This window comes from Brevibacterium daeguense (assembly GCF_021729135.1).
Taxonomy (GTDB): domain Bacteria; phylum Actinomycetota; class Actinomycetes; order Actinomycetales; family Brevibacteriaceae; genus Brevibacterium; species Brevibacterium daeguense.
This window is the reverse complement of the sequence record NZ_JAJTWW010000003.1, coordinates 146,560-171,079: the sequence shown is the minus strand read 5'-3', so window position 1 is coordinate 171,079 and position 24,520 is coordinate 146,560. Positions and strand designations below refer to the sequence as shown.

Annotated in this window: 20 protein-coding genes and 1 tRNA gene; 7 read left to right on the top strand and 14 right to left on the bottom strand. The window is 69.6% G+C overall.

Going from position 1 to position 24,520, the window contains the following annotated elements:
- Positions 1–155: 155 nt before the first annotated feature.
- On the bottom strand, positions 156–1,073 hold the full coding sequence (locus LXN01_RS04425) for an aldo/keto reductase (RefSeq protein ID WP_236863360.1): 918 nt from the start codon (positions 1,071–1,073) through the stop codon (positions 156–158).
- An 82-nt stretch (positions 1,074–1,155) separates the two neighbouring features.
- Here LXN01_RS04425 and LXN01_RS04420 point away from each other — a divergent pair, with 82 nt between their 5' ends.
- The gene (locus tag LXN01_RS04420) at positions 1,156–1,983 is read left to right on the top strand and encodes an undecaprenyl-diphosphate phosphatase (RefSeq protein WP_236863359.1); all 828 of its coding nucleotides are present in this window, start codon (positions 1,156–1,158) and stop codon (positions 1,981–1,983) included.
- 7 nt (positions 1,984–1,990) lie between these two features.
- Here the strand turns inward: LXN01_RS04420 and LXN01_RS04415 are convergent, their stop codons facing one another.
- Positions 1,991–2,665: a histidine phosphatase family protein gene (locus LXN01_RS04415; RefSeq protein ID WP_236863358.1), complete on the bottom strand. Its 675-nt coding sequence runs from the start codon at positions 2,663–2,665 to the stop codon at positions 1,991–1,993.
- 73 nt (positions 2,666–2,738) lie between these two features.
- Here LXN01_RS04415 and LXN01_RS04410 point away from each other — a divergent pair, with 73 nt between their 5' ends.
- Together LXN01_RS04410 and LXN01_RS04405 are read left to right on the top strand one after the other, a co-directional pair.
- The gene (locus tag LXN01_RS04410; protein ID WP_236863357.1) at positions 2,739–2,942 is read left to right on the top strand and encodes a DUF5703 family protein; all 204 of its coding nucleotides are present in this window, start codon (positions 2,739–2,741) and stop codon (positions 2,940–2,942) included.
- Positions 2,943–2,946: 4 nt separating this feature from the next.
- Positions 2,947–3,951, top strand: coding sequence for a DMT family transporter (locus tag LXN01_RS04405; RefSeq protein ID WP_236863356.1), 1,005 nt, complete (start codon positions 2,947–2,949; stop codon positions 3,949–3,951).
- Here the strand turns inward: LXN01_RS04405 and LXN01_RS04400 are convergent.
- Both LXN01_RS04400 and LXN01_RS04395 read right to left on the bottom strand, forming a co-directional pair.
- Positions 3,898–5,217 carry a M20/M25/M40 family metallo-hydrolase gene (locus LXN01_RS04400; protein WP_425547685.1) on the bottom strand — a complete coding sequence of 440 codons (1,320 nt, stop codon included), beginning with the start codon at positions 5,215–5,217 and terminating at the stop codon, positions 3,898–3,900. The two genes, LXN01_RS04405 and LXN01_RS04400, sit on opposite strands and share 54 nt — an antisense overlap.
- A gap of 9 nt (positions 5,218–5,226) precedes the next feature.
- The gene (locus LXN01_RS04395) at positions 5,227–5,925 is read right to left on the bottom strand and encodes a PIG-L deacetylase family protein (protein ID WP_236863354.1); all 699 of its coding nucleotides are present in this window, start codon (positions 5,923–5,925) and stop codon (positions 5,227–5,229) included.
- A gap of 286 nt (positions 5,926–6,211) precedes the next feature.
- Between LXN01_RS04395 and LXN01_RS04390 the strand changes: the two genes are divergently transcribed.
- A complete protein-coding gene (locus LXN01_RS04390; RefSeq protein WP_236863353.1) occupies positions 6,212–7,471 on the top strand; it encodes an NAD-dependent epimerase/dehydratase family protein in 1,260 nt (419 codons plus the stop codon).
- A 6-nt stretch (positions 7,472–7,477) separates the two neighbouring features.
- Positions 7,478–8,665, top strand: coding sequence for a glycosyltransferase family 4 protein (locus tag LXN01_RS04385; RefSeq protein ID WP_236863352.1), 1,188 nt, complete (start codon positions 7,478–7,480; stop codon positions 8,663–8,665).
- Here the strand turns inward: LXN01_RS04385 and LXN01_RS04380 are convergent.
- The 5 genes from LXN01_RS04380 to LXN01_RS04360 form a co-directional block, all read right to left on the bottom strand.
- Entirely contained in the window at positions 8,628–9,344 is a 717-nt protein-coding gene (locus tag LXN01_RS04380; RefSeq protein ID WP_236863351.1) for a hypothetical protein, read from the bottom strand. The genes LXN01_RS04385 and LXN01_RS04380 overlap by 38 nt on opposite strands.
- 153 nt (positions 9,345–9,497) lie before the next feature.
- Positions 9,498–9,584 (bottom strand) — tRNA-Leu (locus LXN01_RS04375).
- A 93-nt stretch (positions 9,585–9,677) separates the two neighbouring features.
- The gene (locus tag LXN01_RS04370) at positions 9,678–10,571 is read right to left on the bottom strand and encodes a MaoC/PaaZ C-terminal domain-containing protein (protein WP_236863350.1); all 894 of its coding nucleotides are present in this window, start codon (positions 10,569–10,571) and stop codon (positions 9,678–9,680) included.
- A 2-nt stretch (positions 10,572–10,573) separates the two neighbouring features.
- Entirely contained in the window at positions 10,574–11,953 is a 1,380-nt protein-coding gene (locus LXN01_RS04365) for a 3-oxoacyl-ACP reductase (protein ID WP_236863349.1), read from the bottom strand.
- On the bottom strand, positions 11,950–13,236 hold the full coding sequence (locus tag LXN01_RS04360; RefSeq protein WP_236863348.1) for an acetyl-CoA C-acetyltransferase: 1,287 nt from the start codon (positions 13,234–13,236) through the stop codon (positions 11,950–11,952). Before LXN01_RS04360 ends, LXN01_RS04365 begins: the two co-directional genes overlap by 4 nt.
- A 63-nt stretch (positions 13,237–13,299) precedes the next feature.
- On the opposite strand from LXN01_RS04360, the gene LXN01_RS04355 reads away from it, so the two are divergent.
- Together LXN01_RS04355 and LXN01_RS04350 are read left to right on the top strand one after the other, a co-directional pair.
- On the top strand, positions 13,300–13,899 hold the full coding sequence (locus tag LXN01_RS04355) for a TetR/AcrR family transcriptional regulator (protein WP_236863347.1): 600 nt from the start codon (positions 13,300–13,302) through the stop codon (positions 13,897–13,899).
- Positions 13,896–15,968, top strand: a complete 2,073-nt coding sequence (locus LXN01_RS04350) for an acyl-CoA dehydrogenase family protein (protein WP_236863346.1) — start codon at positions 13,896–13,898, stop codon at positions 15,966–15,968. Before LXN01_RS04355 ends, LXN01_RS04350 begins: the two co-directional genes overlap by 4 nt.
- Here the strand turns inward: LXN01_RS04350 and metX are convergent.
- The 5 genes from metX to imuA' all read right to left on the bottom strand — a co-directional run bounded on the left by metX (position 15,961) and on the right by imuA' (position 24,486).
- Positions 15,961–17,067: a homoserine O-acetyltransferase MetX gene (gene metX / locus LXN01_RS04345; RefSeq protein ID WP_236863345.1), complete on the bottom strand. Its 1,107-nt coding sequence runs from the start codon at positions 17,065–17,067 to the stop codon at positions 15,961–15,963. The two genes, LXN01_RS04350 and metX, sit on opposite strands and share 8 nt — an antisense overlap.
- A gap of 5 nt (positions 17,068–17,072) precedes the next feature.
- Entirely contained in the window at positions 17,073–18,383 is a 1,311-nt protein-coding gene (locus LXN01_RS04340) for a bifunctional o-acetylhomoserine/o-acetylserine sulfhydrylase (RefSeq protein WP_236863344.1), read from the bottom strand.
- Between the two features lie 241 nt (positions 18,384–18,624).
- Positions 18,625–22,059, bottom strand: a complete 3,435-nt coding sequence (locus LXN01_RS04335; protein WP_236863343.1) for an error-prone DNA polymerase — start codon at positions 22,057–22,059, stop codon at positions 18,625–18,627.
- A complete protein-coding gene (locus LXN01_RS04330; RefSeq protein ID WP_236863342.1) occupies positions 22,056–23,699 on the bottom strand; it encodes a DNA polymerase Y family protein in 1,644 nt (547 codons plus the stop codon). The genes LXN01_RS04335 and LXN01_RS04330 overlap by 4 nt, the downstream gene beginning before the upstream one ends.
- Positions 23,689–24,486, bottom strand: a complete 798-nt coding sequence (imuA', locus tag LXN01_RS04325; protein ID WP_236863341.1) for a DnaE2-dependent mutagenesis accessory factor ImuA' — start codon at positions 24,484–24,486, stop codon at positions 23,689–23,691. Before imuA' ends, LXN01_RS04330 begins: the two co-directional genes overlap by 11 nt.
- Positions 24,487–24,520: the final 34 nt, after the last annotated feature.

Here is a 24,520-nt window from a genome sequence, read left to right as displayed (position 1 = left end):
GCCCCGCTGCACAGCCCCCGTCTCCCCGGGGCGGGTTCACATGATCGCCGCAACACTCTCATCGAGAGGTTGCGACGATCGTGTCGTTTCAAGAGGACTGCAATCGGTGGCGACGGGCGCTTCTCCATTCAGGGAGCGGTCACGTGCCGATCAGATCAGCGAGCGGACACGTACGGGTCGGAGATCTGATCCAGTGCATCGCGGATCTCCGGCTCGAGGACCAGGTCGCTGCGCAGGATCTGCTCCAGCTGAGCGACAGTCCGCGGGGCCACCAGCGAGCTCGCCACCGGCAGCGCGCGGTTCCAGGCCAGCGCCACGTCGAGCGGCTCGACCCCCAGCCCGGCCGCGGCTTTGCTGATCCCGGCGACCGTGTGCCGAGCGGAGTCGGTGAGCAGTTCGACCACCCAGTCCCGATTTCCGCCGGATGCTCGCGAGTCCCGCGGGACTCCCCGGGCGTACTTGCCGGTGAGGATGCCGCGCCCGAGGGCAGCACCGGCGAGCACCCCGACCCCGAGGTAGTCGGCGGCCGGGAGCACCTCGGCCTCGGCGCTGCGATCGAGCAGCGAGAGCTCATTGAGCGCGGCGACGACCGGGATGCCCGCGCCTCTGAGCGCGGCCAGCTGCCACCCCGTGTGATGCGCCGCTCCGACGTGGACGACCTGACCGCTCTCGATGAGGGTGCACAGCGCCGAGGCGGTCTCCTCGAGGGGAGTCTGCGCATCGAATCCGTCCAGCACCAGCACGTCGATCCGATCCCTGCTGGTGCGGCACAGCAGCTCGCGCACCTGACGCAGGATCGTCGCGCGCCCGGCCGACAGCCGTGCGGCTCCCCCGCGCACTGCGACTCCGACGCGCCCGATCAGGGCGAGCTCCGGGGGAAGGTCCAGCGATCCCACGATCTCGGCCGCCGGCGAGGCGAAGGACGAGATCTCCACGATGGTTCCGCCCGCCGAGCAGTACGCCTCGACGAGGGCCTGGGCCGTCTCGGGACTCACTCGGTGGCCCCACTCGAAGGTGCCCAGACCGAGTTCGGAGACCTCGAGACCGGACGCTCCCACACGGTTGAATCGCATACTCACCGAGGTTACCCGAAAGGAGGGTAACCTGGTCGGGGCCCACCACCAGGTGGGCTGTGCTGTGCGAAAGAGGGTATTGATGGACTGGCTGATCGCTGCGATTCTGGGCGTCGTTCAGGGACTGACGGAGTTCCTTCCGATCTCATCCTCGGCGCACCTGCGCATCGTCGGCGAGTTCATGCTCCCGGGCCAGGATCCAGGTGCCTTCTTCACTGCGATCGTGCAGATCGGCACGGAGACCGCTGTGGTCGTCTACTTCTGGCGCGACATCGTCGGAATCATCAGCGCATGGTTCGCCTCGCTCACCGGGAAGCGGGAGCGGAACGATCCGCAGGCCCGCCTCGGGTGGTTCATCATCCTCGGCTCGATCCCGATCGGCGTGCTCGGCCTGCTGTTCCAGGACGCCATCGACTCGTTCCTGCGAAATCTGTGGATCACCGGCACGATGCTCATCGTGTTCGGCATCATCCTCGGTGTCGCCGACAGGATCGGACCGCGCGAGCGGGGACTGGAGGACATGACCTGGCGGCAGGGCATCCTCTACGGCCTGGCCCAGGCGATGGCGCTGATCCCCGGAGTGTCCCGCTCGGGCGGCACCATCATCGCCGGCCGGCTGATGGGCTTCACCCGTGAGTCGGCCGCCCGCTACTCCTTCCTGCTGGCGGTGCCGGCAGTCATGGCCTCCGGGTTCTACGGTCTCTTCCAGAGCATCGGCGAGCCGATGGTGCTGGGCTGGGGCCCGACGATCCTGGCGACGATCATCGCGTTCCTCGTCGGCTACGTCGTGATCGTCGGATTCCTGAAGTTCATCCAGACGAAGTCCTTCGCGGTGTTCGTGTGGTACCGCGTGGCGCTGGGGCTGCTCGTGTTCGTCCTGCTCGGCACCGGAGTGCTGTCCCCGCTCTGACTCCGGTTCAGGCTCCCCCGCCGAGCATGCCCGGCTGGCCGGTTCGGCCGCGTGCCGTCACCGACATCGCCGTCACCGTCGGGTGGCCCTCCCGCGGATATGTGATCACACTGTAGGACCCGGGCGCTACCGCAATCCGCTGGAAGTCGTCGAGGGGCATGCCGAGGGCAGCGGCCAGCACCGCTTTGATGATGTCGCCGTGGGCGACGACGATTCCCACGGGCGCCGACTCCGGAGGCGCGTCCGGGTCCGCCTGCGCACGCAGATCGCACACGAAGGAACGCACGCCTCCCACCGCCCGTTCGGCGGCGGCGGCGAGAGTCTCACCACCGGGGAAGACCATCGCGGAGGGACGCTGCGCGACCTCGCGCCACTCGGGAAGCGCCTTGAGGTCCTCGAGCCGGCGTCCGGACCACTCCCCGTAGTCGACCTCGACGAACTCCGGAGCCGGCCGGACCGCACCGGCCTCGATCCCCTCGAGCAGGACCTCGGTCGTCTCCTCGCAGCGCTGCACCGTGGAATGGCGGACCTCGGTGACGCGCTGCCACGGGAGCACCTCGATCAGCCGCCGGATCTGCTCGGCGCCGCCGCTGGTCAGCGCGATGTCGGGGAGGCGACCGGCGAGGATGCCGGCGGCGTTCGCGTGGCTCTCGCCGTGGCGGACGAGGACGATGTGCACCATGTGCTCCAGGCTATCCCAGGCAGCGGGACCCGCGGTGATACAGTTGCGCGAAGTCGCGCACAGGAGGGTGTGGATGAAGCACAGGCGCCCAGACGTCGAATACGAGTTCCGGACCATCAGCTTCCACCGCGACACCTCGCGCTCCGAAGCCCGTCAGCTGCTCACCGACGAGGCCGAGTACGGTCGCTGGGAGCTTGCCCGCACCCGGCTCGGCATGGGCGGCTCACGAACGGTCTGGCTGCGGCGCCGCATCATCCGCGTCCAGCGCACCGCCTGACGAGGTGCGCGCCACCCTCCTCGTCAGCGCCCTGGCGACCGCTCTGGCCGGTGCCGGAATGGCGGTCCAGGGCACCGCAAACGGCGCTCTTGCAGGGATCGTCGGCAGCGGAATCCACGCGGCCACCGGCTCATTCCTCGGCGGCATGATCGTCGTGCTCGGCGTCGCCGCCTGCTCTCCCCGCACCCGCTCGGCCCTGCGTCACGGGTGGGGCCTCATCCGCACCGGTCAGTTCCCCTGGTGGATGACCCTGGGCGGACTCGCCGGCGCGTCGGTCGTCATCGCCCAGTCCTTCACGGTGCCCCTGTTCGGGGTCGCGATGTTCACCATGGCCTTCGTCTCGGGCCAGCTCACCGGAGCCCTCGTCGTCGACAACACGTCGCTGCCGCCCGGCGGCCGGAAGCCGCTGTCGTTCCAGCGAATTCTGGGCGTGCTCGTCGTGCTCGGCGGAGTGGTCGTATCCTCGGCGGGTGCGCTGCAGCACGGAGTCAGCTGGTGGGCACCGATCCTGCCCTTCGCCGCCGGCACCATGACCGCCTTCCAGCAGGCCTTCAATGGCCGGTTCAAGCTCGCGACGAACTCGGCCGGGGCCGCGACCTTCCTCAACTTCTTCGTCGGCTCGGTCTTCCTCGTCGCGTGCTCGGCCGCCCTGGCGCTCGCCGGCAGCGGCGTCACGGCTGCGCCGGAGCTGCCCGGCCAGTGGTGGACGCTGATCGGCGGAGTGCTCGGCGTCCTCTTCATCGGAGTCACCACGATCACCGTCGAGCACCTGGGCGTGCTCATCCTGAGCCTGACCTCGCTGTTCGGCAACCTGCTGGGCTCGCTGATCATCGACCTCGCGTTCCCCACCGCCGAGGCGCCCATCACCTGGGCGACCTACCTCGCCATGGCGCTCGTGCTGCTGGGGGTCAGCATCGCCTCGCTCCCGGGAAGGCGGCCGCGCCAGGTGCACCGGCTACGCCTCGATGAGGAACCGCCCGAGGACTCTGGTCCCGAACTTCAGCGCTGAGACGGGCACCCGCTCGTCGACTCCGTGGAACATCGCGGGGAAGTCGAGGTCGCCGGTCAGCCGCAGCGGCGCGAACCCGTATCCGGCGATCCCCAGCGCGGCCAGGGACTTGTTGTCCGTGCCTCCGGAGAGGGTGTACGGCAGGATGCGCGCGCCCGGGTCCTCGGCCAGCAGGGACGCGGACATGGTGTCGACCAGACGCCCGGAGAACGGTGACTCCACCGCGTCCGAGGCGATCTCAGGCCGCACCTCGATGCCGTCTCCGGCCAGCTCGCGGATCGTGGCCATGAGATTCTCGTGCTCACCCGGCAGGGTGCGGCAGTCCACGACCGCCTCCGCGGTCGAGGGGATGACGTTGTGCTTGTATCCGGCCGACAGCAGAGTCGGGTTGGAGGTGTTGGACAGGGTCGCCCCGACGAACTTCGCGACCGACCCGAGCTCGGCCAGCAGCTGCGGATAGGTCTCGGCGGAGAACGGCACGCCGGTGAGATCGGAGACTCCGCGGAGCAGGTCCCGGGTGGCCTCCGGCAGCTCCTGCGGCCACTCGTGCGCACCGATCCGGGCCACTGCGGCGGCGAGTCTCGTCACCGGATTGTCCGGGTTGAGCTGGGAACCGTGGCCCGCTGTCCCGCGGGCGATCAGCCGCAGCCAGGCCATTCCCTTCTCCGCGGTCTGCACCAGATAGACCCGCTGCCCGCGGATGTCGACGGAATAGCCACCCACCTCGGAGACGGCCTCAGAGGCGTCTGCGAAGAGGTGAGGGTGGTGCTGCACCATCCAGCGCGCGCCGTACACGCCTCCCGCCTCCTCGTCCGCGAAGAAGGCGATGATGAGATCCCGCCGCGGCACGAGCCCGTCGCGCAGCAGGGTGCGCACCACCGCCACGATCATCGCGTTCATGTTCTTCATGTCGACCGCGCCCCGACCCCAGAGCAGGCCGTCGCGGAATTCCCCGGCGAACGGATCCACGGTCCACTCCGAGGCGTCGGCGGGCACCACATCGGTGTGGCCGTGGACCACGAGGGCCGGCAGGCTGGGGTCCCGGCCGGGGATCCGGGCCACCAGATTCGCCCGTCCGGGCGCGGACTCGAGGATGGTCGACTCAAGTCCGACCTCGGCGAGCCAGGCTGCGATGAGCTCGGCCGCCGGCCGTTCGGGATTCGCGGTGTTGTCGCCCCAGTTCTGGGTGTCGATCCGGATCAGGTCACGGCAGAGCGTGGGGACCTCCGCCTCGGCGGCGGCGAACAGAGAAGTCATGGTGGTCATTCTCTCAGCTCACGCCAGGTACAGGCGGAACCCCACGTGCGGGCCGTCGTGGCCTTCGACGGCGGTGGACATATCGACCTGGGCCCGAGCCTGGTCGGCGATCGGGTCGTCGGAGAGAGCGCGGAGGTATTCCTCGTGGCAGCACAGGCTGCGCACGGCGGCTTCCACGTGGTCGCCGACCGGGACGACATGACTCGGGGCCACGCCCGCCTCGACGATGTACCTGACTCCTTCGTACCGCTCCCCCGCCACGATCCATTCGTTTCCGGCGTCGGAGACCGCGTCGACGGCGGCCAGTCCGACGTGGCGGTGGTCCGCGGTGTTGAGATACGTCCCGAACCAGGTCTCGTGGTAGTTCGACACGAGCACGAGTTCGGGTCGGAACCGCCGGATCTCTGCGGCGATCGCGTCCCGCAGCTCGCCGGAGTACATGATGCGGCCGTCGGGAAAGCCGAGGAACACGAGATCCTCCACCCCGACCTCGGCGCACGCGGCGCGCTGCTCGGCCTCACGCACCCGAGCACTGGTCTTGGGGTCGATGCCGGCGATTCCGGCCTCTCCCCTGCTGGCGAGCACGTAGCCCACGCGCTTGCCCGCGGCCGTCCAGCGCGCGACCGCGGCGGCGACGCCGTACTCGGGGTCGTCCGGGTGGGCCATCACCACCAGCGCCGAATCGAAGTCCTCGGGGAGCAATGGCAGTGCAGTCATGTCCGTCCGTCCTTCCGACCGGCTCCGCGTCCTGCGGATCGCGGCAACGGGGGTTTCCGCCCGCCGTGAGCAGTGGCGCTGATCACCCTCAGGATACCGATCGGTCGCGCACGCGGGGACGGGGGCGAACAGGCGGTGAACGCTCCGTGTCTTCGCTCTCGGCGGCAGCCCCGGCGGTCGGGAGTTCCCTGCGGGAGAGGCTAGTGTGCTGTATACGGTTTCGCGTCCGGATTCGCCCGGAACGCGAGGCCGCTGTCCGGAAAGCATCATGATGGAGGAGATCCGAGTGAAGACCATCGTCTTCGGAGGGGACGGCTTCTGCGGCTGGCCCACAGCACTGCACCTGTCCGCGCGGGGGCATGACATCGTCATCGTCGACAACCTCTCCCGCCGGGCCATCGACGAGGAGCTCGGCGCCGAATCCCTGACTCCGATCCGCTCGATCGAGGAGCGGATCGCCGCATGGGAGGAGATCAGCGGCAAGCGGATCGACTTCGCCCGGATCGACATCGCACAGGACTACGAGGCGCTGCTCAAGCTCATCGGCGAGTACCGGCCGGACAGCATGGTGCATTTCGCCGAGCAGCGGGCCGCGCCGTACTCGATGAAATCCTCCGCCCACAAGCGCTACACTGTCGACAACAACACCAATGCGACCAACAATGTGCTCGCGGCAGTCGTCGAATCCGGTCAGGACATCCACCTGGTGCATCTGGGGACGATGGGGGTATACGGCTACGGCACTGCAGGAATGAAGATCCCCGAGGGCTATCTGGACGTCCAGGTGATGGCGAGCGAGGACGAGCAGGGCAACCAGGTCGAGCCGCATCCGGTCGAACAGCAGATCCTGTACCCGACCAACCCCGGCTCGATCTACCACATGACGAAGGTGCTCGACCAGACTCTGTTCGCGTTCTACGCCAAGAATGACAGGCTGCGCATCACGGACCTCCACCAGGGAATCATCTGGGGCACGAACACCGCCGAGACCAAGCTCGACGAGCGGCTCGTCAACCGCTTCGACTACGACGGCGACTACGGCACGGTGCTCAACCGCTTCCTCATGCAGGCGGCAGTGGGCTATCCGCTGACCGTGCACGGCACCGGCGGCCAGACGCGAGCCTTCATCCACATCCAGGACATGGTCCGGTGTGTGGAGATCGCCCTGCAGAACCCTCCTCAGGCCGGCGACCGGGTCAAGATCTTCAACCAGATGACGGAGACTCATCGCGTTCGCGATCTCGCCGAGCTGATCTGCTCGATCACCGGCGCGCGGATGGAGCTGGTCCCCAATCCGCGGCAGGAGTCCCCGGAGAACGACCTGCACGTCACCAACGACACCTTCCTCGACCTCGGCCTGCAGCCGACCACGCTGTCGGAGGGTCTGCTGCTGGAGGTCGAGGAGACCGCCAAGCGGTATCGGGACCGGGCGGACATGTCGAAGATCCCGGCCCGCTCGCTGTGGAACCGCACCACGCATGAGGGAGTCCCGCCGTCGCTGGTGCAGACCGGCGGCGACCAGCCTGCGGCGGCGACCGCGGGCTGAGCGCGCATGCGGATCGCGATCTTCACCGAGGTCTTCCTGCCCAAGATCGACGGTGTCGTCACCCGGCTGATGGGCACCCTCGATCAGCTCGCCGAGCTCGGGCACGAGGTCGTGGTCTTCGCGCCCGGCAGCCCCCCGGCCAGGTATGCAGGCTTCCGCGTGCAGCGGGTGCGGTCCCTGGCCTTCAAGCCGTGGTACCCGGAGCTGCGGGTGGGGCTGCCGACTGCGAGCATCGCGCGGACCATGGAGCGGTTCCATCCGCATGTCGTCCACGCGGTCAACCCCGTGTGGCTGGCCGCGTACGGGACGATGTCGGCCAAACGCCGCGACCTGCCGATGCTGGCGTCGTTCCACACCGACGTCCCCCAGTACACGCAGCGCCTCGGGCTGGAGTGGATCACCGACACGACTTCACGCTGGATCACCTGGCTGCACAACCTCGCCGAGGTCAACCTGTGCACGTCCCAGCAGATGATCGATCAGGCGGGTGCGGCCGGGATCCAGAACCTCGACCTGTGGCCCCGAGCCGTCGACACCGTCGCCTACACCCCTGCGAACAGATCGCACGCGATGCGGATCCGACTCACCGACGGCCATCCGGAGGCTCCGCTGCTGATCTACGTCGGCCGGCTGTCCAAGGAGAAGGACCTCGGGATTCTCCGCGAGGTGCTCCACCGGGCTCCGGAGGGCACCCGCCTGGCCTTCGTCGGCTCAGGCCCGCACCGGGACCAGCTGCAGCGGGAGTTCGCAGGCACTCCCACCGTCTTCACGGGCTACCTGGGCGGTTCCGAGCTGGCCGCGGCCTACGCCTCGGCCGACGTATTCGTGTTCCCCTCGACCACGGAGACCCTCGGCCTCGTCGCCCTCGAGTCGATGGCCTCGGGCGTGCCCGTGGTCGGCGCGAACGCCGGCGGCATTCCATTCGCGGTCGAGGACGGGGTCGGCGGTCTGCTCTTCGAGCCCGATGATGCCGCAGACATGTCGGCCAAGGTCAACCGGCTGGTGTGCGACGGCCAGCTGCGCGGGCGCCTCGGCGAGCAGGGCAGGGCCCGCACTCAGCAGTTCAGCTGGAAGGCGGCGACCGAGGCGCTGGTCGGCTTCTACGAGCTCGCGGTCGAGCGGCACTGGAGCGGGCACATCGAGCCCGCGTGGCGGATCAGGATGCTGGGCCGTCCGATGCCTCGGGCCCGCTGATCCCTTCCGCCGCATCCTTGGCGGCCTGCCAGCCGCCGAAGTGCGATCTCACGGCAGCCCCGGAAGGTCGGATGCGCGACTCTCGCCGCTGGTCGCGGTTCCACGCCTCGTACGCGACGAAGCTCGTCGACGAACCGTCCCGGGCGGCAGCGGCGAGGAAGTCGGCCACGGCGGTCACGAAGTCGTCCGGGGAATAGCGCGCGGCCCCGCGCGCTCGGCCGCGGCCCGACACGGGATAGCCGAGAGCGCTGAGCGCCTCGTTCCAGTAGTTCGAGCCAAGTCGCTTGCGGACAGTCTGACTGGTCGGCGGCCACAGCCGGTGCCCGGCGTCACCGGAGTGCTCGAGCCCGGCGACCGCCCGATCCCGAGCCGCGTCATAGGCATCCTTCGTGAAGATCCGGGCCCCGCCCTGCGAGACTGCCGCCATCCCCGTGCCGATCAGCTGCAGTACGCGTTCGATCTCCGGACCCGAGGCGCCCTGGCGGCGCAGCACATCGCTGACCTCCGTGCTGCTGCGGGAGGGCACCTGCGCACCCGGCTCCGCTGCAGTCACGTCATGGCTGAGCGCGTAGAGGTAATGGACGCCGGCGGCGATCAGCTCCGCCGAAAACGCGTGAGTGTCTTCGACGGCGCTGTCAACGGGCTGGTGTCCCCTGGCGGCAGGGCTGCTGGAGGTCATGGCATGTCCTCATCGACGACGGTGAGTGCGGCTCGGACCGGGGTCCGCAGTCAGAGCCTATGCCACGACTGCGCGCTGTTCGCATGCGAAGAGGCATCCGATCCGGGAAATGCAGCAGGCCCCGGATCTCTCCGGGGCCTGCTGTGAGTGCTGTGCGCGGAGGGGGACTTGAACCCCCACGCCCAATATTAGGGCACTAGCACCTCAAGCTAGCGCGTCTACCAATTCCGCCACCCGCGCGGGCAACAGATAGAACTCTACCTTCTGCCTCGGCGAACGCAAAACCGATCTCGGCGGGTGTGACAGAATCCATAGCCTGCGCCCTTGCGCACCTCAGATGTCGTACTCGTCCTCGGCCGCCTCGACCGGTCTGACCGATGACAGCACATGCGGCTTGCCCGTCCGCGGATTCCACACCGCGAATTCCCTGGCCCCTCCCGGCACGTCGCTCGTCACGCGGAACGCGACGTCGGCCGGCAGCACGATGGGCGTGGCGAACTCCACGGTCCATTCGAAGGCGGGCAGCCGGACGTCGGCGGCCGCGAGTGCGCGCGCCGCGGTGTACATCCCGTGGGCGATCGAGCTCGGGAAGCCGAAGGCCTTCCCTGCCAGGGCGTTCAGATGGATCGGATTGTAATCGCCGGACACCCGTGCGTACTGCAGCCCGATGTTCTTCTTGAGGCTCCAGAGCGCGGTCGGCACAGGCGCGGTGAAGGGTGTGCGGTCGGTCTCTCGGGCAGGCGCTGCCCCCGGCAGGGACTGCCCCTTCGCCAGGTAGGTCGATGTCTCCGCGAACGCGTGTCGACCGTCGACCCGCCCGGTCGTCTGCAGGTCGATGGCGGTGCCCTTGGAATGCTCCCGAGGTGCCGCGACGCGCACCGCGACGGTCACCTCCTCCCCGACCAGCACCGGACGGTACTGGGTGAAGACGTTGCGCACGTGGACCATCCCCATGACCGGCAGCGGGAATCCCGGGTCAGTCATCAGCCGCATGCTCAGCGGAAACCCGAGGACGTGGAGGTAGGCGGGCGATACCGTGTTCTCGACTCGGGATCCGACTGCCCGGGCGAACTCCGCGACGTCCTGCGGATCGATGACCGCGGTCGAGGTCAGCTGCCGGGACGGCACATGCGCAGAGCTCTTCCTGCGCATGGGCAGCATTCCGAGCATCGCTCGTCCGTAGACCGGCAGCATCGAATTCGACAGCTGCGGTTCGAAGGGTGTCATGTTCAGGCTCCCACCATGTTCTGGCCGCAGACGCGGAGCACCTTTCCGTTGATGCCCCCGGCGGACTCTCCTGCGAGGAAGGATACTGCCTCGGCGACGTCCTGGGGCAGGCCGCCCTGCTGCAGGCTGGAGATCCGGCGGGCCAGCTCGCGGGTCACGGTGGGCATCCTCGCCGTCATCTCCGTCTCGATGAATCCCGGGGCGATGGCGTTGATGGTGCCTCCGCGCGCGGCGAACTCCTCGGCACCGGCCGCGGCCATTCCGATCACGGCGGCCTTCGATGCGGCATAGTTCGCCTGCCCGCGGTTGCCGGCGATTCCCGAGGTGGAGGCCAGAGACACGACGTGAGGGTGGTCTCCCCACGCCTCGAGCTCCGAGAGGGCGGCATTGATGCGCAGCTGGGCGCTGATGTTGACGTCGAGCACAGAATCCCACTGCTGCCGGTCCATATTCGCCAGCAGCCTGTCGCGGGTGATGCCGGCGTTGTGGATCAGGATGTCGATCGGCCTGCCGACCTGGGCGGCGATGGCGGCTCCCGCGTCCGGGGCGGTGATGTCGAGCTGGATCGCCACTCCCCCGATCTCATTCATCGTCCGCGCCAGCGCCTCGCCCGCCGCGGGCACGTCGACGCCGAAGACCTGCGCCCCGTCCCGGTGCAGCGTGCGGGCGATCGCCGCCCCGATCCCGCGAGCGGCCCCGGTCACCACCGCGAGGCGGCCGGTCAGCGGCGCGCGCGGATCAGCACCGGTCGCGGCGAACTCCTCGGAGCCGACTGGCGTGCCCCGGTCCGAGGAGACGGTGAGGAATTGACCGGAGACGTAGGCCGACTTGGCCGAGAGCAGGAACCACAGCGCAGCCACCGCGGACGGCGCCGACATCGGCACCCCGTCGAGGACGATGCCGTTGGCGGTGGCCCCGCCGCGCATCTCGTGCGCCAGCGAGCGCGTGATGCCGGTGACGGCGTTGCGGGCGGCGTTGGCGGCAGGAGTCAGCGACCCGGTGGTGTGGGGGAAGATCGTGGCGGCGCGAGAGATCGTGATGATGCGGCCGCCGGGGCTCAGCTGCTTGATGCCCTTCCCGATTCCGAGGGTGACCTCGCCGAGCTGCGCCGGATCGTCGAGTCCGTCGTAGGCGCCGATCAGGGCGGCGTAGCGGTGACCGGGAGTGACTGCCCGGACGACTTCGAAGCCGTTGGCGAGCAGCAGCGTGGAGAGCTCGTCGCCGCCGGGAGTCGCGCCGACGACCAGGATCGGATCGGTCAGAAAGCCGCCCTTGGGGTCGGCGGCGTCGAACCGGCGCAGGCGCGCGGGCGCCGGCAGTCCGAGGGACTTGACGACGGCTTTCAGCGGCCCGTTGGCCAAGGAGATGTATCTGTCGCTCATTCCGCAGCCTCCACGATCGCCGCCAGTCCCTGGCCGCCCGCCGCGCAGATCGACACCAGGGCGCGCTTCTGACCGGTCTCCCGGAGGTGCTTGGCCGTCGTGGCGATGATCCGCCCGCCGGTGGCGGCGAAGGGGTGACCTGCTGCCAGTGAGGAGCCGAGCGGGTTGAGTTTGGCCCGGTCGATGGTTCCCAGTGGCTCCTGCAGCCCGAGCCGGGTGCGGCAGAACTCCTCGCTCTCCCACGCGGCGAGGTGGCACAGCACCGTCGCGGCGAAGGCCTCGTGGATCTCGAAGACGTCGAAGTCGGCGAAGGACAGCCCGTTGCGGGCGAGCAGCCGCGGCACCGCGTAGGCGGGAGCCATCAGGAGGCCCTCCCGGCCATTCACGAAGTCGACTGCCGCCGCCTCGGCGTCGATCAGGTAGGCCAGCGGCTCGAAGCCCTGTTCGGCGGCCCAGTCCTCGCTGCCCAGCAGCACCGCGGACGCGCCGTCGGTCAGCGGTGTCGAGTTGCCGGCGGTCATCGTCGCCTCGGTCGGCAGGGAGTTGCCGAACACCGTCGTGAGCCCGGCCAGTGTCTCCGCGGTGGAGTCGGGACGCAGGTTGGTGTCGCGGGAGACACCGAGGAACGGCGTCACCAGATCGTCGAAGAACCCGCGATCCCAGGCAGCGGCGAGGTTCTGGTGGGAGGCGGCGGCGAGCTCATCCTGCGCGCGCCGCGAGATCCCCCACTTCGCCGTGCTGAGCGCTTGGTGCTCTCCCATGGACAGCCCGGTGCGCGCCTCGCCGGTGGTCGGCGCCTGCGGGGCCAGGTCGGCCGGCCGGAGGCGGGACAGCGCCTTGAGCCGCTGCGGCACGGATGTTGCCCGGGACACCTCCAGCAGCACCCCGCGCAACTCTTCGCTCACCGCGATCGGCGCGTCCGACGCCGAGTCGACACCGCCGGCGATCCCCGAATCGAGCTGGCCGAGGCGGATCTTGTTGGAGATCGCGACCACGGTCTCCAAGCCCGTCGCGCACGCCTGGCTCAGGTCCATCGCCGGAGTCTCCGGGCTCAGCGCCGATCCGAGCACGGCTTCGCGGGTGAGGTTGATGTCCTTGGAGTGCTTGAGCACCGCTCCGGCTGCGACCTCGCCGAGGCGTCGGTCGGCCAGGCCGAAGCGCGCGACGAGCCCGTCCAGAGCACTCGTGAGCATGTCCTGGTTGGATGCGCGTGCGTATTCGCGATTCGAACGGGCGAAGGGAATGCGATTGCCGCCGAGGATGGCGGCACGCCGGGTTGTCATGGTTTCCTCCCGGGAAAGCTGAATATTTAACCGGTACCGACAGTACCTGATACCGTCTGTCCCATGAAACCCGCGACACAGGACGGCCGGTCCGCGCGCTGGGAGGAGCATCGGCGCACGCGTCACCGCGAACTGCTGCGCAGCGTGCGGCACGTGATCGACGAGCACGGCGCAGACATCTCGATGGATCAGATCTCCGCGTACACCGGCACGTCGAAGACAGTGCTCTACCGCTATTTCGGTGACCGCGCAGGGCTCCAGCGGGCGATGGGCGAATGGGCGATGGCGGTGATCCGCAGGTCACTGGCCGCGGCGCAGGCACCGGTCGGCGACTCCCGCGCCGCGCTCGGTGCGATGATCTCCGCCTTCACCGAGCTCGCCGGCAGCGCGCCGCACGTCTATCGCTTCTGCGACGCCGCGGTCGACACCCAGTCGACCGGAGCGGCCCGCGGCTTCTTCGCCGATGTCACCGGTCTGCTGTGTGATCGCATGGGGCTGGTACGGGACTTCGAGGTGCTGTGGGCCTACGGCGCGGTCGGCTTCGTCCGGGCCTGCACCGAGCAGTGGCTGCGCACGCCGACCGACCGGAATGATTTCAACGACAGACTCACCGCCTGGCTCTGGGCTTCCAGCCAGGCCCTATCGGAGGAGAACAGACGATGACCCGCACGAAGGCGCCGCTCACGATCGATCCCGAAGTCCTCGGCGAGCTGCTCGACGGCCGGTGGGCCGCACAGCGTCGGAGAGCGCGTGCGCTGGCCGCGGACCCGGCTACGGTTCCGCCGGACACCGGCGACCTCGGCGAGCTGCGCGAGGCGACGCTGAGCGGGGTGAAGGCGCTGGCCGCCAGCGGCTCCACCCGCCTGGCGCTGCCCGAGTCCCGGGGCGGACGCAACGACCACGCCGGCTACGTCGCCGGCTTCGAGGAGACCGTCGTGGCCTCGCCGAGCCTGCAGGTCAAGGCTGGTGTCCAGTTCGGTCTGTTCGGCGGGGCGATCCAGCACCTCGGCAATGCCGAGCAGCACGCCCAGTGGCTGGAGCCTGCCCAGAGCGGCGCTCTGCTGGGCTGCTTCGCGATGACCGAGATCGGCCACGGCTCCGACGTCGCCTCCCTGGGGACCACCGCCGTGTACGACCCGGCCGCGGAGGAATTCGTCATCCGGACCCCGTTCCCGGCCGCCGCCAAGGAGTACATCGGCAACGCCGCCGCTCACGGGCGGGCCGCGATCGTGTTCGCCCAGCTCGTCACCGCCGGGGTCGATCACGGGGTGCACGCCTTCTTCGTCCCGATCAGGGACGAGTCGGGCCGGCCGCTGCCGGGGATCACCATCGAGGACGACGGGCGCAAGGGCGGGCTGCTCGGCGTCGACAACGGACGACTGTCCTTCGACGGTGTGCGCATCCCCCGCACCCATCTCCTCAACCGCTACGGCGATGTCGCCGCCGACGGCACCTACAGCTCGCCGATCGACTCCCCCGGACGCCGGTTCTTCACCATGCTCGGCACCCTCGTCCAGGGTCGGGTGTCCCTCGACGGAGCGGCAGTCGTCGCCTCCAAGCTGGGCCTGGACATCGCAGTGCGCTATGGGCTGCAGCGGCGCCAGTTCACCGGCGCCTCGGACACCGATGAGGTCGTGCTCATGGACTACCAGCAGCACCAGCGGCGGCTGATGCCGCTCATCGCCGAGACCTACGCCAATGCCCTCGCACACGAGGTGCTGCTCGAGTCGTTCCAGCGGGTCTTCTCCGGCGAGGACGACTCGGATGAGGCCCGCCAGGTGCTGGAGACGCAGGCGGCGGGCTTCAAGGCGACCACGACCTGGGCCGCACTCGACATCCTCCAGGAGTGCCGGGAGGCGTGCGGAGGTGCCGGATTCATGTCGGAGAACCGGCTCACCGGGCTGCGAGGCGACCTGGACGTCTATGTCACCTTCGAGGGCGACAACACCGTGCTCCTGCAGCTCGTGGGCAAGCGCCTGCTGCAGGACTACTCCGCCGAGTTCAAGAACATCGACTTCGGCGGCGTCGCCCGCTTCCTCGGGACGCAGGCCGCAGAGCACTCCCTGTACAGATCAGGGCTCGCCAACGTCGGACGGACGATCGGGGAGCTCCTGACCCCGGCGCTCAACGAGAAGCGGATTCGATCCGGCAAGCTGCAGCAGGTCCTGCTGAGCTCCCGCGTGGATGCGATGGTCGCCGACCTGGCCGGTCGACTCCGGCCTGCCGCCAAGATGTCGCAGGCTGCGGCAGCGGAGCTGTTCAACGAGCAGCAGCACGAGCTCGTCAACGCCGCCCGCGCCTACATCGAGCTGCTCAAGTGGGAAGCGCTCAACCAGGCGATGCACACTTTCGACGACCGCCCCGAGCACGCCGACGAGGCCAAGACGCTGCGCAGGATCCGCGACCTCTACGGACTGACGCTCATCGAGCGGAACATCGGGTGGCACATCATGTACGGGCGGCTGTCGATGAATCGGGCCCGCCAGGTGGGGCCGACGATCAACCGGCTGTGCGCCAAGCTGGCCGGCAACGCCGGAGAGCTCGTCGCCGCCTTCGGATACGGTCCCGAGCAGCGCCGGGCAACGATCGCCGAGGGGATCGAGCAGCAGCGCCAGGACGAGGCCCGAGAGCACTACCGGCAGGCTCGGGCGCGTGCCGACTACCCCGTCGACGAGAAGGTCCTGTACCAGCAGAAGCGACAGCAGAGCCGACAGGAGAGCTCTGCTAGGTGATGAAGTCCCGGATCAGCCGACCCACGACGGTTCCCTCGGTGAGGAAGCCGTCGTGGCCGGCCCCGGAGGTGATCGTCCTGTGGGACACGGTGCCCGGCAGCGCCTGGGCGAGGACGTCCACCTGTGCCGGGGTGTAGAGCCGGTCCGAGGAGATGCTGAGCACCTGGAACTCGGAGGTCGCCGGGGCCAGCGCCTCGGCGAGGTTCTGGCTGCGCCCCCGGCGCACATCGTGGTCGCGGAGGGCCACCGTCAGGATGCGATAGGACTCGGCATCGAAGCGGTTGACCAGCTTCCGGGCCTGGTAGTCGAGGTAGCTCTCGATCGCGTAGTAGCCCTCCGCCGCTCCGCTGGGCTGCGGGTCCTGCATGGCGTTGGTGAACCGGGCGTTGAGCTCGGCGTCGGCCCGGTAGGTCAGGTGCGCGATCTGGCGCGCCAGCCCCAGCCCGGCCGCAGGGAAGCGGCCGAGCGCGGCGTAGTCCCCGCCGCAGTAGTCGGGGTCCAGTTCGATCGCCTGGATCTGCGCATGGGCCCAGGCGATCTGATCAGCCTCGGAGAAGGCAGGCGCCGCCAGCACACTGGTCTTCTCCACCCGGTGCGGGGCCATGAGAGCGAACTCCAGTGCGCGCGCTCCGCCCATCGACCCGCCGATCACCGCATGCCACCGGTCGATGCCCAGCTCATCGCTGAGCGCCAGCTCCGCCTGCACGAGGTCGCGGATCGTGACGCGCGGAAAGCGCGAGCCGAACGGCAGGCCATCCGAGTGGGTGCTCGTCGGTCCCGTCGACCCGTTGCAGCCGCCGATCGCATTGGCGCACACGACGAAGAACTCGTCGGTGTCGATCGCCCTGCCGGCGCCGACGACCTCCTCCCACCAGCCCGGCGCGAAGGAGCGCGGGTGCTCGGCGGTCGCGGGCTCATCGACTCCCGAGGTGACGTGGGCATCCCCGGTGAGCGCGTGCTCGATGAGGATCGCGTTCGAGCGGTCGCTGTTGAGCCGCCCGAAGGTCTCGTAGGCGATGTGCATCTCCGGGAACACGTAGCCGGATTCGAGGGTGAAATCCGCGAATCCGGCCAGTCCCGTCCGTCCGGCAACAGTCATCGAGGTCATCCGCGGGCCGCGGTGAATCCCTTCTCGAGATCGGCGATGATGTCGTCCACTCCTTCGATCCCGACCGCCAATCTCACGAGCGCGGGGTTGACGCCGGCACCCGCCTGCGCGGCCTCGTCGAGCTGCGAGTGCGTGGTGGAGGCCGGGTGGATGACCAGCGACCGCACGTCGCCGATGTTGGCCACATGCGAATGCAGCTCGAGCGCGTTGACGAACTTCACTGCGGCGTCGTAGCCCCCTGCGATGTCGAAGGCGAGCACCGAGCCCACGCCCTTGGGCAGGTACTTCCTGCCCAGCTCGTACCACGGGCTCGAGGGCAGGCCGGCGAAGGCCACCTTCTCGACCTGGTCATGGGCTTCGAGCCACTCGGCGACCCGCTGCGCGTTGGCGACATGGCGCTCGATGCGGAGGCTGAGGGTCTCCAGCCCCTGGGCGATGAGGAAGGCGTTGAATGGAGAGGCGGCGGGGCCGAGGTCGCGCAGCAGCTGCACTCGGGCCTTGATCCCGAAGGACACATTGGCGCCGAAGGCCGAGTCGGGGCCGAGGTCGCGCGCATAGACCATGTCGTTGTAGGAGGTGTCCGGGGTGTTGAACCCGGGGAACTTCTCGGGATCGCGCGAGAAGTCGAAGCTGCCTGCGTCGACGATGACGCCGGCCATCGAAGTGCCGTGGCCTCCGAGGTACTTGGTCGCGGAGTGGACGACGATGTCGGCACCGTGCTCGATCGGCCGCACCAGGTACGGGGTGGCCAGGGTGTTGTCGACGATCAGCGGCACCCCGGCCGCATGAGCGATGTCGGCCACGCCGGTGATGTCGAGGACATCCGAGCGCGGGTTGGAGACGCTCTCCGCGAAGAACGCCTTGGTGTTCGGCTGGACCGCGGCCTTCCAGCCCTCCAGGTTCGTCGGATCGTCGACGAAGGTCGTCTCGATGCCGAACTTGCGCAGAGTGATGTCGAGGAGGTTGTAGGTGCCGCCATAGAGGCTGGGGCTGGCGACGACGTGGTCGCCGGCTTCTGCGACGTTGATGATCGAGAGGAATTCCGCGGACTGTCCCGAGGACAGCAGCAGCGCCTGCACACCGCCTTCGAGGCTGGCGATCCGTTCCTCGACCACCGAGACCGTGGGGTTGCCGATCCGGGTGTAGATGGGTCCGAGGTCGGTGAGCGCGAACCGATTGGCGGCAGTCTCCGTGGAGTCGAAGACGTAGGAGGTGGTCTGGTAGATGGGCAGCGCCCGGGCTCCGGTGGCGGAGTCCGGGGTCTGCCCGGCGTGCACCTGCCGGGTCTCGAAGGACAGTTCGCTCATGATGCTCCTCATGCTCGCCGGGTTTCCGGGGTCGGTGAATTGCGCTGTGACTACCATGGCCGAGTTCGCGCTCGCCCCTGACGGCGAATGTCATGTATCCGTCTTTTTTCGTCATCTTCTGTCACAATCGATGGGGCAGGGACCGGCTCGACGGAGCGGAAGCCGCAGCTGCGCAGCTCAGCTCAGCTCGGCAAAGCAGAAGCCGCAGCTGCGCGGCTCAGCTCGTCGGACACGCCGGCGATCAGCGGAAGTTGCGGGCCCGCGTGGGCAGCTGGATGTCCAGCGGGATCAGCTTGTGGGCATAGAGGCTCACCACCTGCCCCGCCCGCTGGATCTGTCCGGTGACCACCAGGGTGTTGCGGCTGTAGGAGACCGGGGCGAAGCGCTTCATGAGCCCGGGGGTGCAGACCACATTGAGCATCCCGAACTCGTCCTCGAGGTTGAGGAAGGTGATTCCCGAGGCGGTCCCCGGCCGCTGCCGATGCGTCACGATCCCGGCCACCGTGATCCGCGACCCGTCCGCGGCCGCCCGCGCGGCGGCCGTGGAGGCGCAGCCGCGTGCGTCGAGCGATTCGCGCAGCTGCTCAGTGGGGTATCCGTCCACTGTCAGGCCGGTGGCGAAGAGTTCGGAGAGGGTCACGTCGAAGGCGCTCATGATCGGGAGTGCGGGAGCTGCGGTGACCGGCGAGGTGTCCGGCAGGACATCCGGTCCTGCTCCGGCCAGGGAGCCGGCCAGCCACAGCGCCTGCCGCCGGTCGAGCCCGAAGCCGGAGAACGCTCCGGCTGTGGCCAGTCCCTCCAGCACCCGGACGTCGACTCCGGTGCGGTGGGCCAGATCGGAGACCGAGGTGTAGGGGCCCGCCGCCGTCCGCTCGGCGATGATGTGCTCTGCGGCGTCGCCCACCTCGCGGACGGACTCCAGCCCGACCCGGATGGCGAAGCCGCCGGCCGACTCGGCATCCGGCTCCAGGTCGGCCTGCTCCTGCGAGGCGTTGATGTCCACTCCCCTGATGCCCACCCCGTGCCGACGGGCGTCGGCGATGAGCGACTGCGGGGAGTAGAACCCCATGGGCTGGGAGCGCAGCAGCCCCGCGGTGAAGGCGGCATGGTGGTGGCACTTGAACCACGCGGAGTCGTACACGAGGTTGGCGAAGCTGATCGCGTGGCTCTCCGGGAATCCATAGTTGGCGAAGGCGGCGATCTTGTCGAAGATCACCTGCGCGGTGGCCGCGTCCACTCCGCGGTCGGCGCAGCCGGCGTGGAAGCGCTCGGAGAGCTGCCGCATCCGCTCCTTGGACCGGCGTGCGCCCATGGCACGACGGAGCTCGTCGGCGTCGGCTCCGGTGAAGCCGGCGACGTCGATGGCCATCTGCATGAGCTGCTCCTGGAACAGGGGGACCCCCAGCGTCTTGCCCAGCGAGTTCTCCAGCATGGGATGCAGATAGTCCACGGGCTCCAGTCCCTGTCGCCGGCGGATGTAGGGATGCACCGAACCGCCCTGGATGGGACCGGGCCGGATGAGAGCGACCTGGACTGCAAGATCGTAGAAGGTGCGCGGACGCAGGCGGGGCAGGGTCGCCAGCTGCGCCCGCGACTCGACCTGGAACACCCCCACCGCGTCGCCGTCGCACAGCATGTCGTATACCCGCGGGTCCTGCGGGATCTCCGCCCGGTCGATGTGCTCACCGGTGTGACGGGCGACGAGGTCGACCATCTCGTGCAGGGCCGAGAGCATGCCCAGGCCCAGCAGGTCGAACTTGACGAGGTCCATGGCCGCGCAGTCGTCCTTGTCCCACTGGACGACCGTGCGGTCGTCCATGGTCGCCGGCTCGATGGGGACCACCTCACCGATCGGCCGGTCCGCCAGGATCATGCCGCCGGAATGGATCCCGAGGTGTCTGGGCGTGCCCAGCAGGTCCTCGGCCACAGCCAGCACGGGGGCGGGCACCCAGGTCTCCTCCGGCTCCGGCAGCGAGCGCCACCGGTGGATGCTCTTGGAGAAGGCGTCCTGCTGGCCGGGATCATAGCCGAGGGCGGATGCGGCGTCCCGGACGGCGGACTTGGCGCGATAGGTGATGACGTTGGCCACCTGCGCTGCACGCTGCCTGCCGTAGTGCCGGTAGACGTACTGGATGACCTCTTCGCGCCTGCCGGACTCGATGTCGATGTCGATGTCCGGGTAGCCCTCCCGCTCAGGGGCGAGGAACCGGTCGAAGAGGAGTCGGAACTCCACTGCGTCCACCGCGGTGATCCCGAGGACGTAGCACACGGCGGAATTGGCCGCCGAGCCCCGGCCCTGGCAGAAGATGTCGTGGTCATGGCAGAACCGGGCGATGTCATAGACGATGAGGAAGTAGCCGCAGAACCCCATCGCCTCGATCGTGGCGAGCTCGCGGTCGATCTGCGTCCAGGCCCGCGGGCTCTCCCGGCGAGTGCCGTAGCGGCGGAGCGCACCCTGCTCGACGAGTCGGCGCAGCTGCTCCTGTTCGGTGACGCCGGCGGGCATCGGAGCGGTCGGCAGGCCCGCGCGGGCGGTCTGGAGCTCGAAGGCGGATTCGAGACCGATCCGGGCGGCGTTCTCCACGGCAGCGCGCGGGAACCGCGCGAGCATCTCCTCGCCGGTGTGGATCCGGGCGGTGGCGGTGGGCGGCAGCCAGCCGGCCACCTCGTCGAGGGAGCGGTGGGAGCGGACCGCGGCGCGCACCTGGGCGGCAGGGAAGTGTACGCGGGTGGCGTAGTGGACGGCGTTGGTGGCGGCCACCGGAACCCGGCACCGCTCGGCGAGCTCGCACAGGTGCGCGATCCGGGCATCGTCATCGGGCAGTCCATGCCGGGTGAGCTCGACGACCACCCGGTCCCGCCCGAACAGCCCGATGAGGCGCTGCAGGGCGCCCAGGCCCCCGTCGGGGTCGTCGAGGTGACGCAGCAGCGGCCCCTTCCGGCAGCCGGTGAGGATCGTCCAATCGTGGGCTGCGGCGGCGAGCTGCTCGATGTCGAACACCGGTCGGGTCTTCTCCCCCGCCATCGCACCGGCGGTGAGAGCGGCTGACAGGCAGCGATAGCCCTCGACTCCGCCGGCGAGCACGAGGAGGTGCTCGGCCTGCGGGTCGACCTGGCCGGGGATCTTCTCCGTCAGGCCCACGGAGATCTCTGCGCCGAACACGGTGGGCAGAGACACCTCGGCGGCGGCCTTGGCGAAGCGGACGACCCCGTAGAGGCCGTTGTGATCGGTGAGCGCCATGGCGCTCAGACCCGCTTGCGAGCCGGCCGCGACGAGCTCCTCCGGCTCCGAGGCGCCGTCGAGGAAGCTGAAGTCCGAGTGCACGTGGAGTTCCGCCCAGGGGATGCGGGTCTGCAGCAGGGCAGGACCCGAGCCTCCCGACGCCGCTGAGCCCGGTGACACCGTTGAGCCCGGCGAGCGGATATAGCGGCCGGGCCCGTCCGAGCCCCCCGGCCCCACGGACACCGGCACCCCCGGCACCGGTCCAGTCGCCTCGGGGTTCCCGACTGCCGCCTCGGGATCTCCGACGGGCGCCTCGGGGTTCCCGACTGCCGCCTCGGGATCTCCGACGGGCGCCTCGGTGTCCGGATCCGGACGAGGCCCGGCCGGCGGCCGGGCGGAGAGCCTCCGCTCCAGCTCAGACCAGGGAGTGCGCGGATTGAAGAAGCGGCTCACGCGTACCGTCCCGTGATGTGCCAGCGGCCGCTCTCCTTGCTCAGCAGGTAGGCCAGGCCTTCGGCGGTGACGACCTGCAGACGGACCCGGTACTGCGCGATGCTCGGGTCCCACCAGCCCGCCTCCACGGGCCAGGATGCGGAATGCTCGACGATCGCGAAGCTGCCGCCGCCGGGAACCCGCAGCACCGCCGGAGTGTTGTCGAGCCCGGAGGGACGGGCGACGACGGTGGCTCCGCGCTCGTCGAGCAGATCCACCGGCGTGTGCTCCACGAGGGTCGGCCGCGGGGCGGGCAGGGCGCCCGGCCACGGCGCTTCCGGATCCCGGTCCGGCTGCGGCTGCTGCTGCCAGGGGGTCCACAGGTTCGTCTCCGCCGGCTCCCGACCGCCCTGCAGGCCGGGGACGAGGACGGTGTCGGGGCCGAACAGGCCCTGGATCCGCTCCAGGGTGTGGGCGATGCGTCCGGGGTGCTGATCGAACAGGCTCTGCTGGGTGCCCAGGGGGCTGAGGAGTTCCGCGGCCTCGAGCTGGATGGCGCTGATGCCGTCCTCGGCGCCGATCTCGGTGGGGTCGAACCCGCTGCCGTTCGCCCCCGGGTCCTCCGCGTCCACTCCCGCCCTCGACCCGGCCGGCGGCTCACCGGTGCCCGGCACCTGCTGCGGGCCTGCTGAGGCCAGCCAGCCCTCCGCCTGCCAGCGGAGCCGGTCGGCGACCGCGGACTCGTCCATGTCGAGGATCCGCCAGGTGCGCCGGCTGAGCTCTCCGGTGGTGGAGGTCAGCGTGATGCTCACCTGGGTGCAGACCAGCCCGGCGGCGCGCACCGAGCCGAGGAGCTCGCCGGCGAGCCTGCGGGCGTGGAAGGACAGGACGTCGCCGCGACCGCTCGGCGGCTCCAGCGCGGCGGCGACCCGGTGCTCCCGCGCCCGGACGTGGTCGACGGGTATCCGGTCCTCGAGTCCGCGGGCCAGCCGGTGGGCGCGCTCGCCCACAGTGCCGAAGCGCGCGTGGACGTCAGCCGGTGCGAGCTCGGCGAAGCGGCCCAGGGTGGTGAGGCCGAGCCTGCCGAGCAGGGGGACGAGCTCGCCGTAGGTGCGGGCGTCCGCCACGGTGAGGGAGGACGCCGGCAGCGGTGCGAGGAATTCCGCGGTGGCCCCCGGCGGCACCCGAGTGGCGGTGCGGGAGGCCAGCAGCGCGGCGAACGCGGTGTCGGCGATGCCGGGGAAGAACTCCCAGCCGGTGGCGTCGGTGAGCCCGGTGAGGAGCGCCTCGACGGCGGACTCCTCATCCGCATAGGCGCGCTGCAGGGATGAGGCGGGAATGCCGACCACCCCCGGGGACAGGAGCGTGAAGCGGGCGACGAGCTCCTCCAGGACGCTGATGCCGGCGGCGAACACCCGGTGGTCGACGTCCGGATCCCAGGGGATGACCTCCAGCTGCGGACAGCGCAGCTGCGCTGCTCGCTTGTTGAGGCCGGTCTCCACCCCGGAGGTCCGGGCAGTGGCATTGCATGACAGGATGCGACCCGCGCGCAGGATTCCCACCGGCACGCCCGGGCCGAATCCGCGTGCGATGCCGGCGGCGACGGCAGGCCAGTCGGGAACCGCGAGCACGACGGTTCGATGGGCGGTCTCAGTCGACACTGCGGATCATCCGTTCGACCTCGTCCGAGGTGGCAGGGACCGGCGCGAGCCTGCCCGAGGCGACGGGGACCGGCGCGACCCCGCCCGAGGCGGCAGCAGGCGCGAGCCCGCCCGAGGCGGACGATGCACTGCCATTCGAGGCCGGCACCGGAGCCGCCCCACCCGAGGCGGCCGGCAGGAGGAGTGAGTGGGTGCCGGTGCGCGGGCTGTGGACCTGCACGGTGCACTGCTCGAGACGGCCGACGCCGCGACGGGTGCCCGACCAGCGGGTGCTGCGCACCGCGAGCTGTTCGCCGCTGCCGGGGAGCTCGCCGAGCACGATGAGGCTCATCCGCCGCTCACGGACCTTCGCCAGCAGGCGGTTCCGCTCCCCCGGCGACAGGGCGAAGCCGGGACGCACGATGAGGATGTCGAAGGCCTCCACCAAGATGGAGGTCACCCGCAGCCAGTCCTGCGGTGGGGTGCGGAGGCTGACGAAGCGGTCCAGTTCGATTCCGAAGTCCGCGATGCCCGCCACCGCGGGCTCCCCCAGTCCGAGGACGGCGCACCACTGCTGCTCCCGGGTGGCGGCCGCGCAGGCGGCCAGGGCGAGAGCGAATGCATGAGCGCCGGTGAGCTGGGTGGCTTCTCCCCGGGGCAGGCCGCCGCGGCGGAACAGCGGCTGCAGGGGCCGGTCCACCGGGTGCGGCGGGTAACCGGCGAACAGCTCCGTCGCCGTCCGGACTCCCGGCAGGCGACTGAGCTGTTCGGTGAGTGCACTGGTCGAGTGCACGGCTTCGGCGGACATGCATCCAGTATCGAACACCCGTTCTATTCAAGCA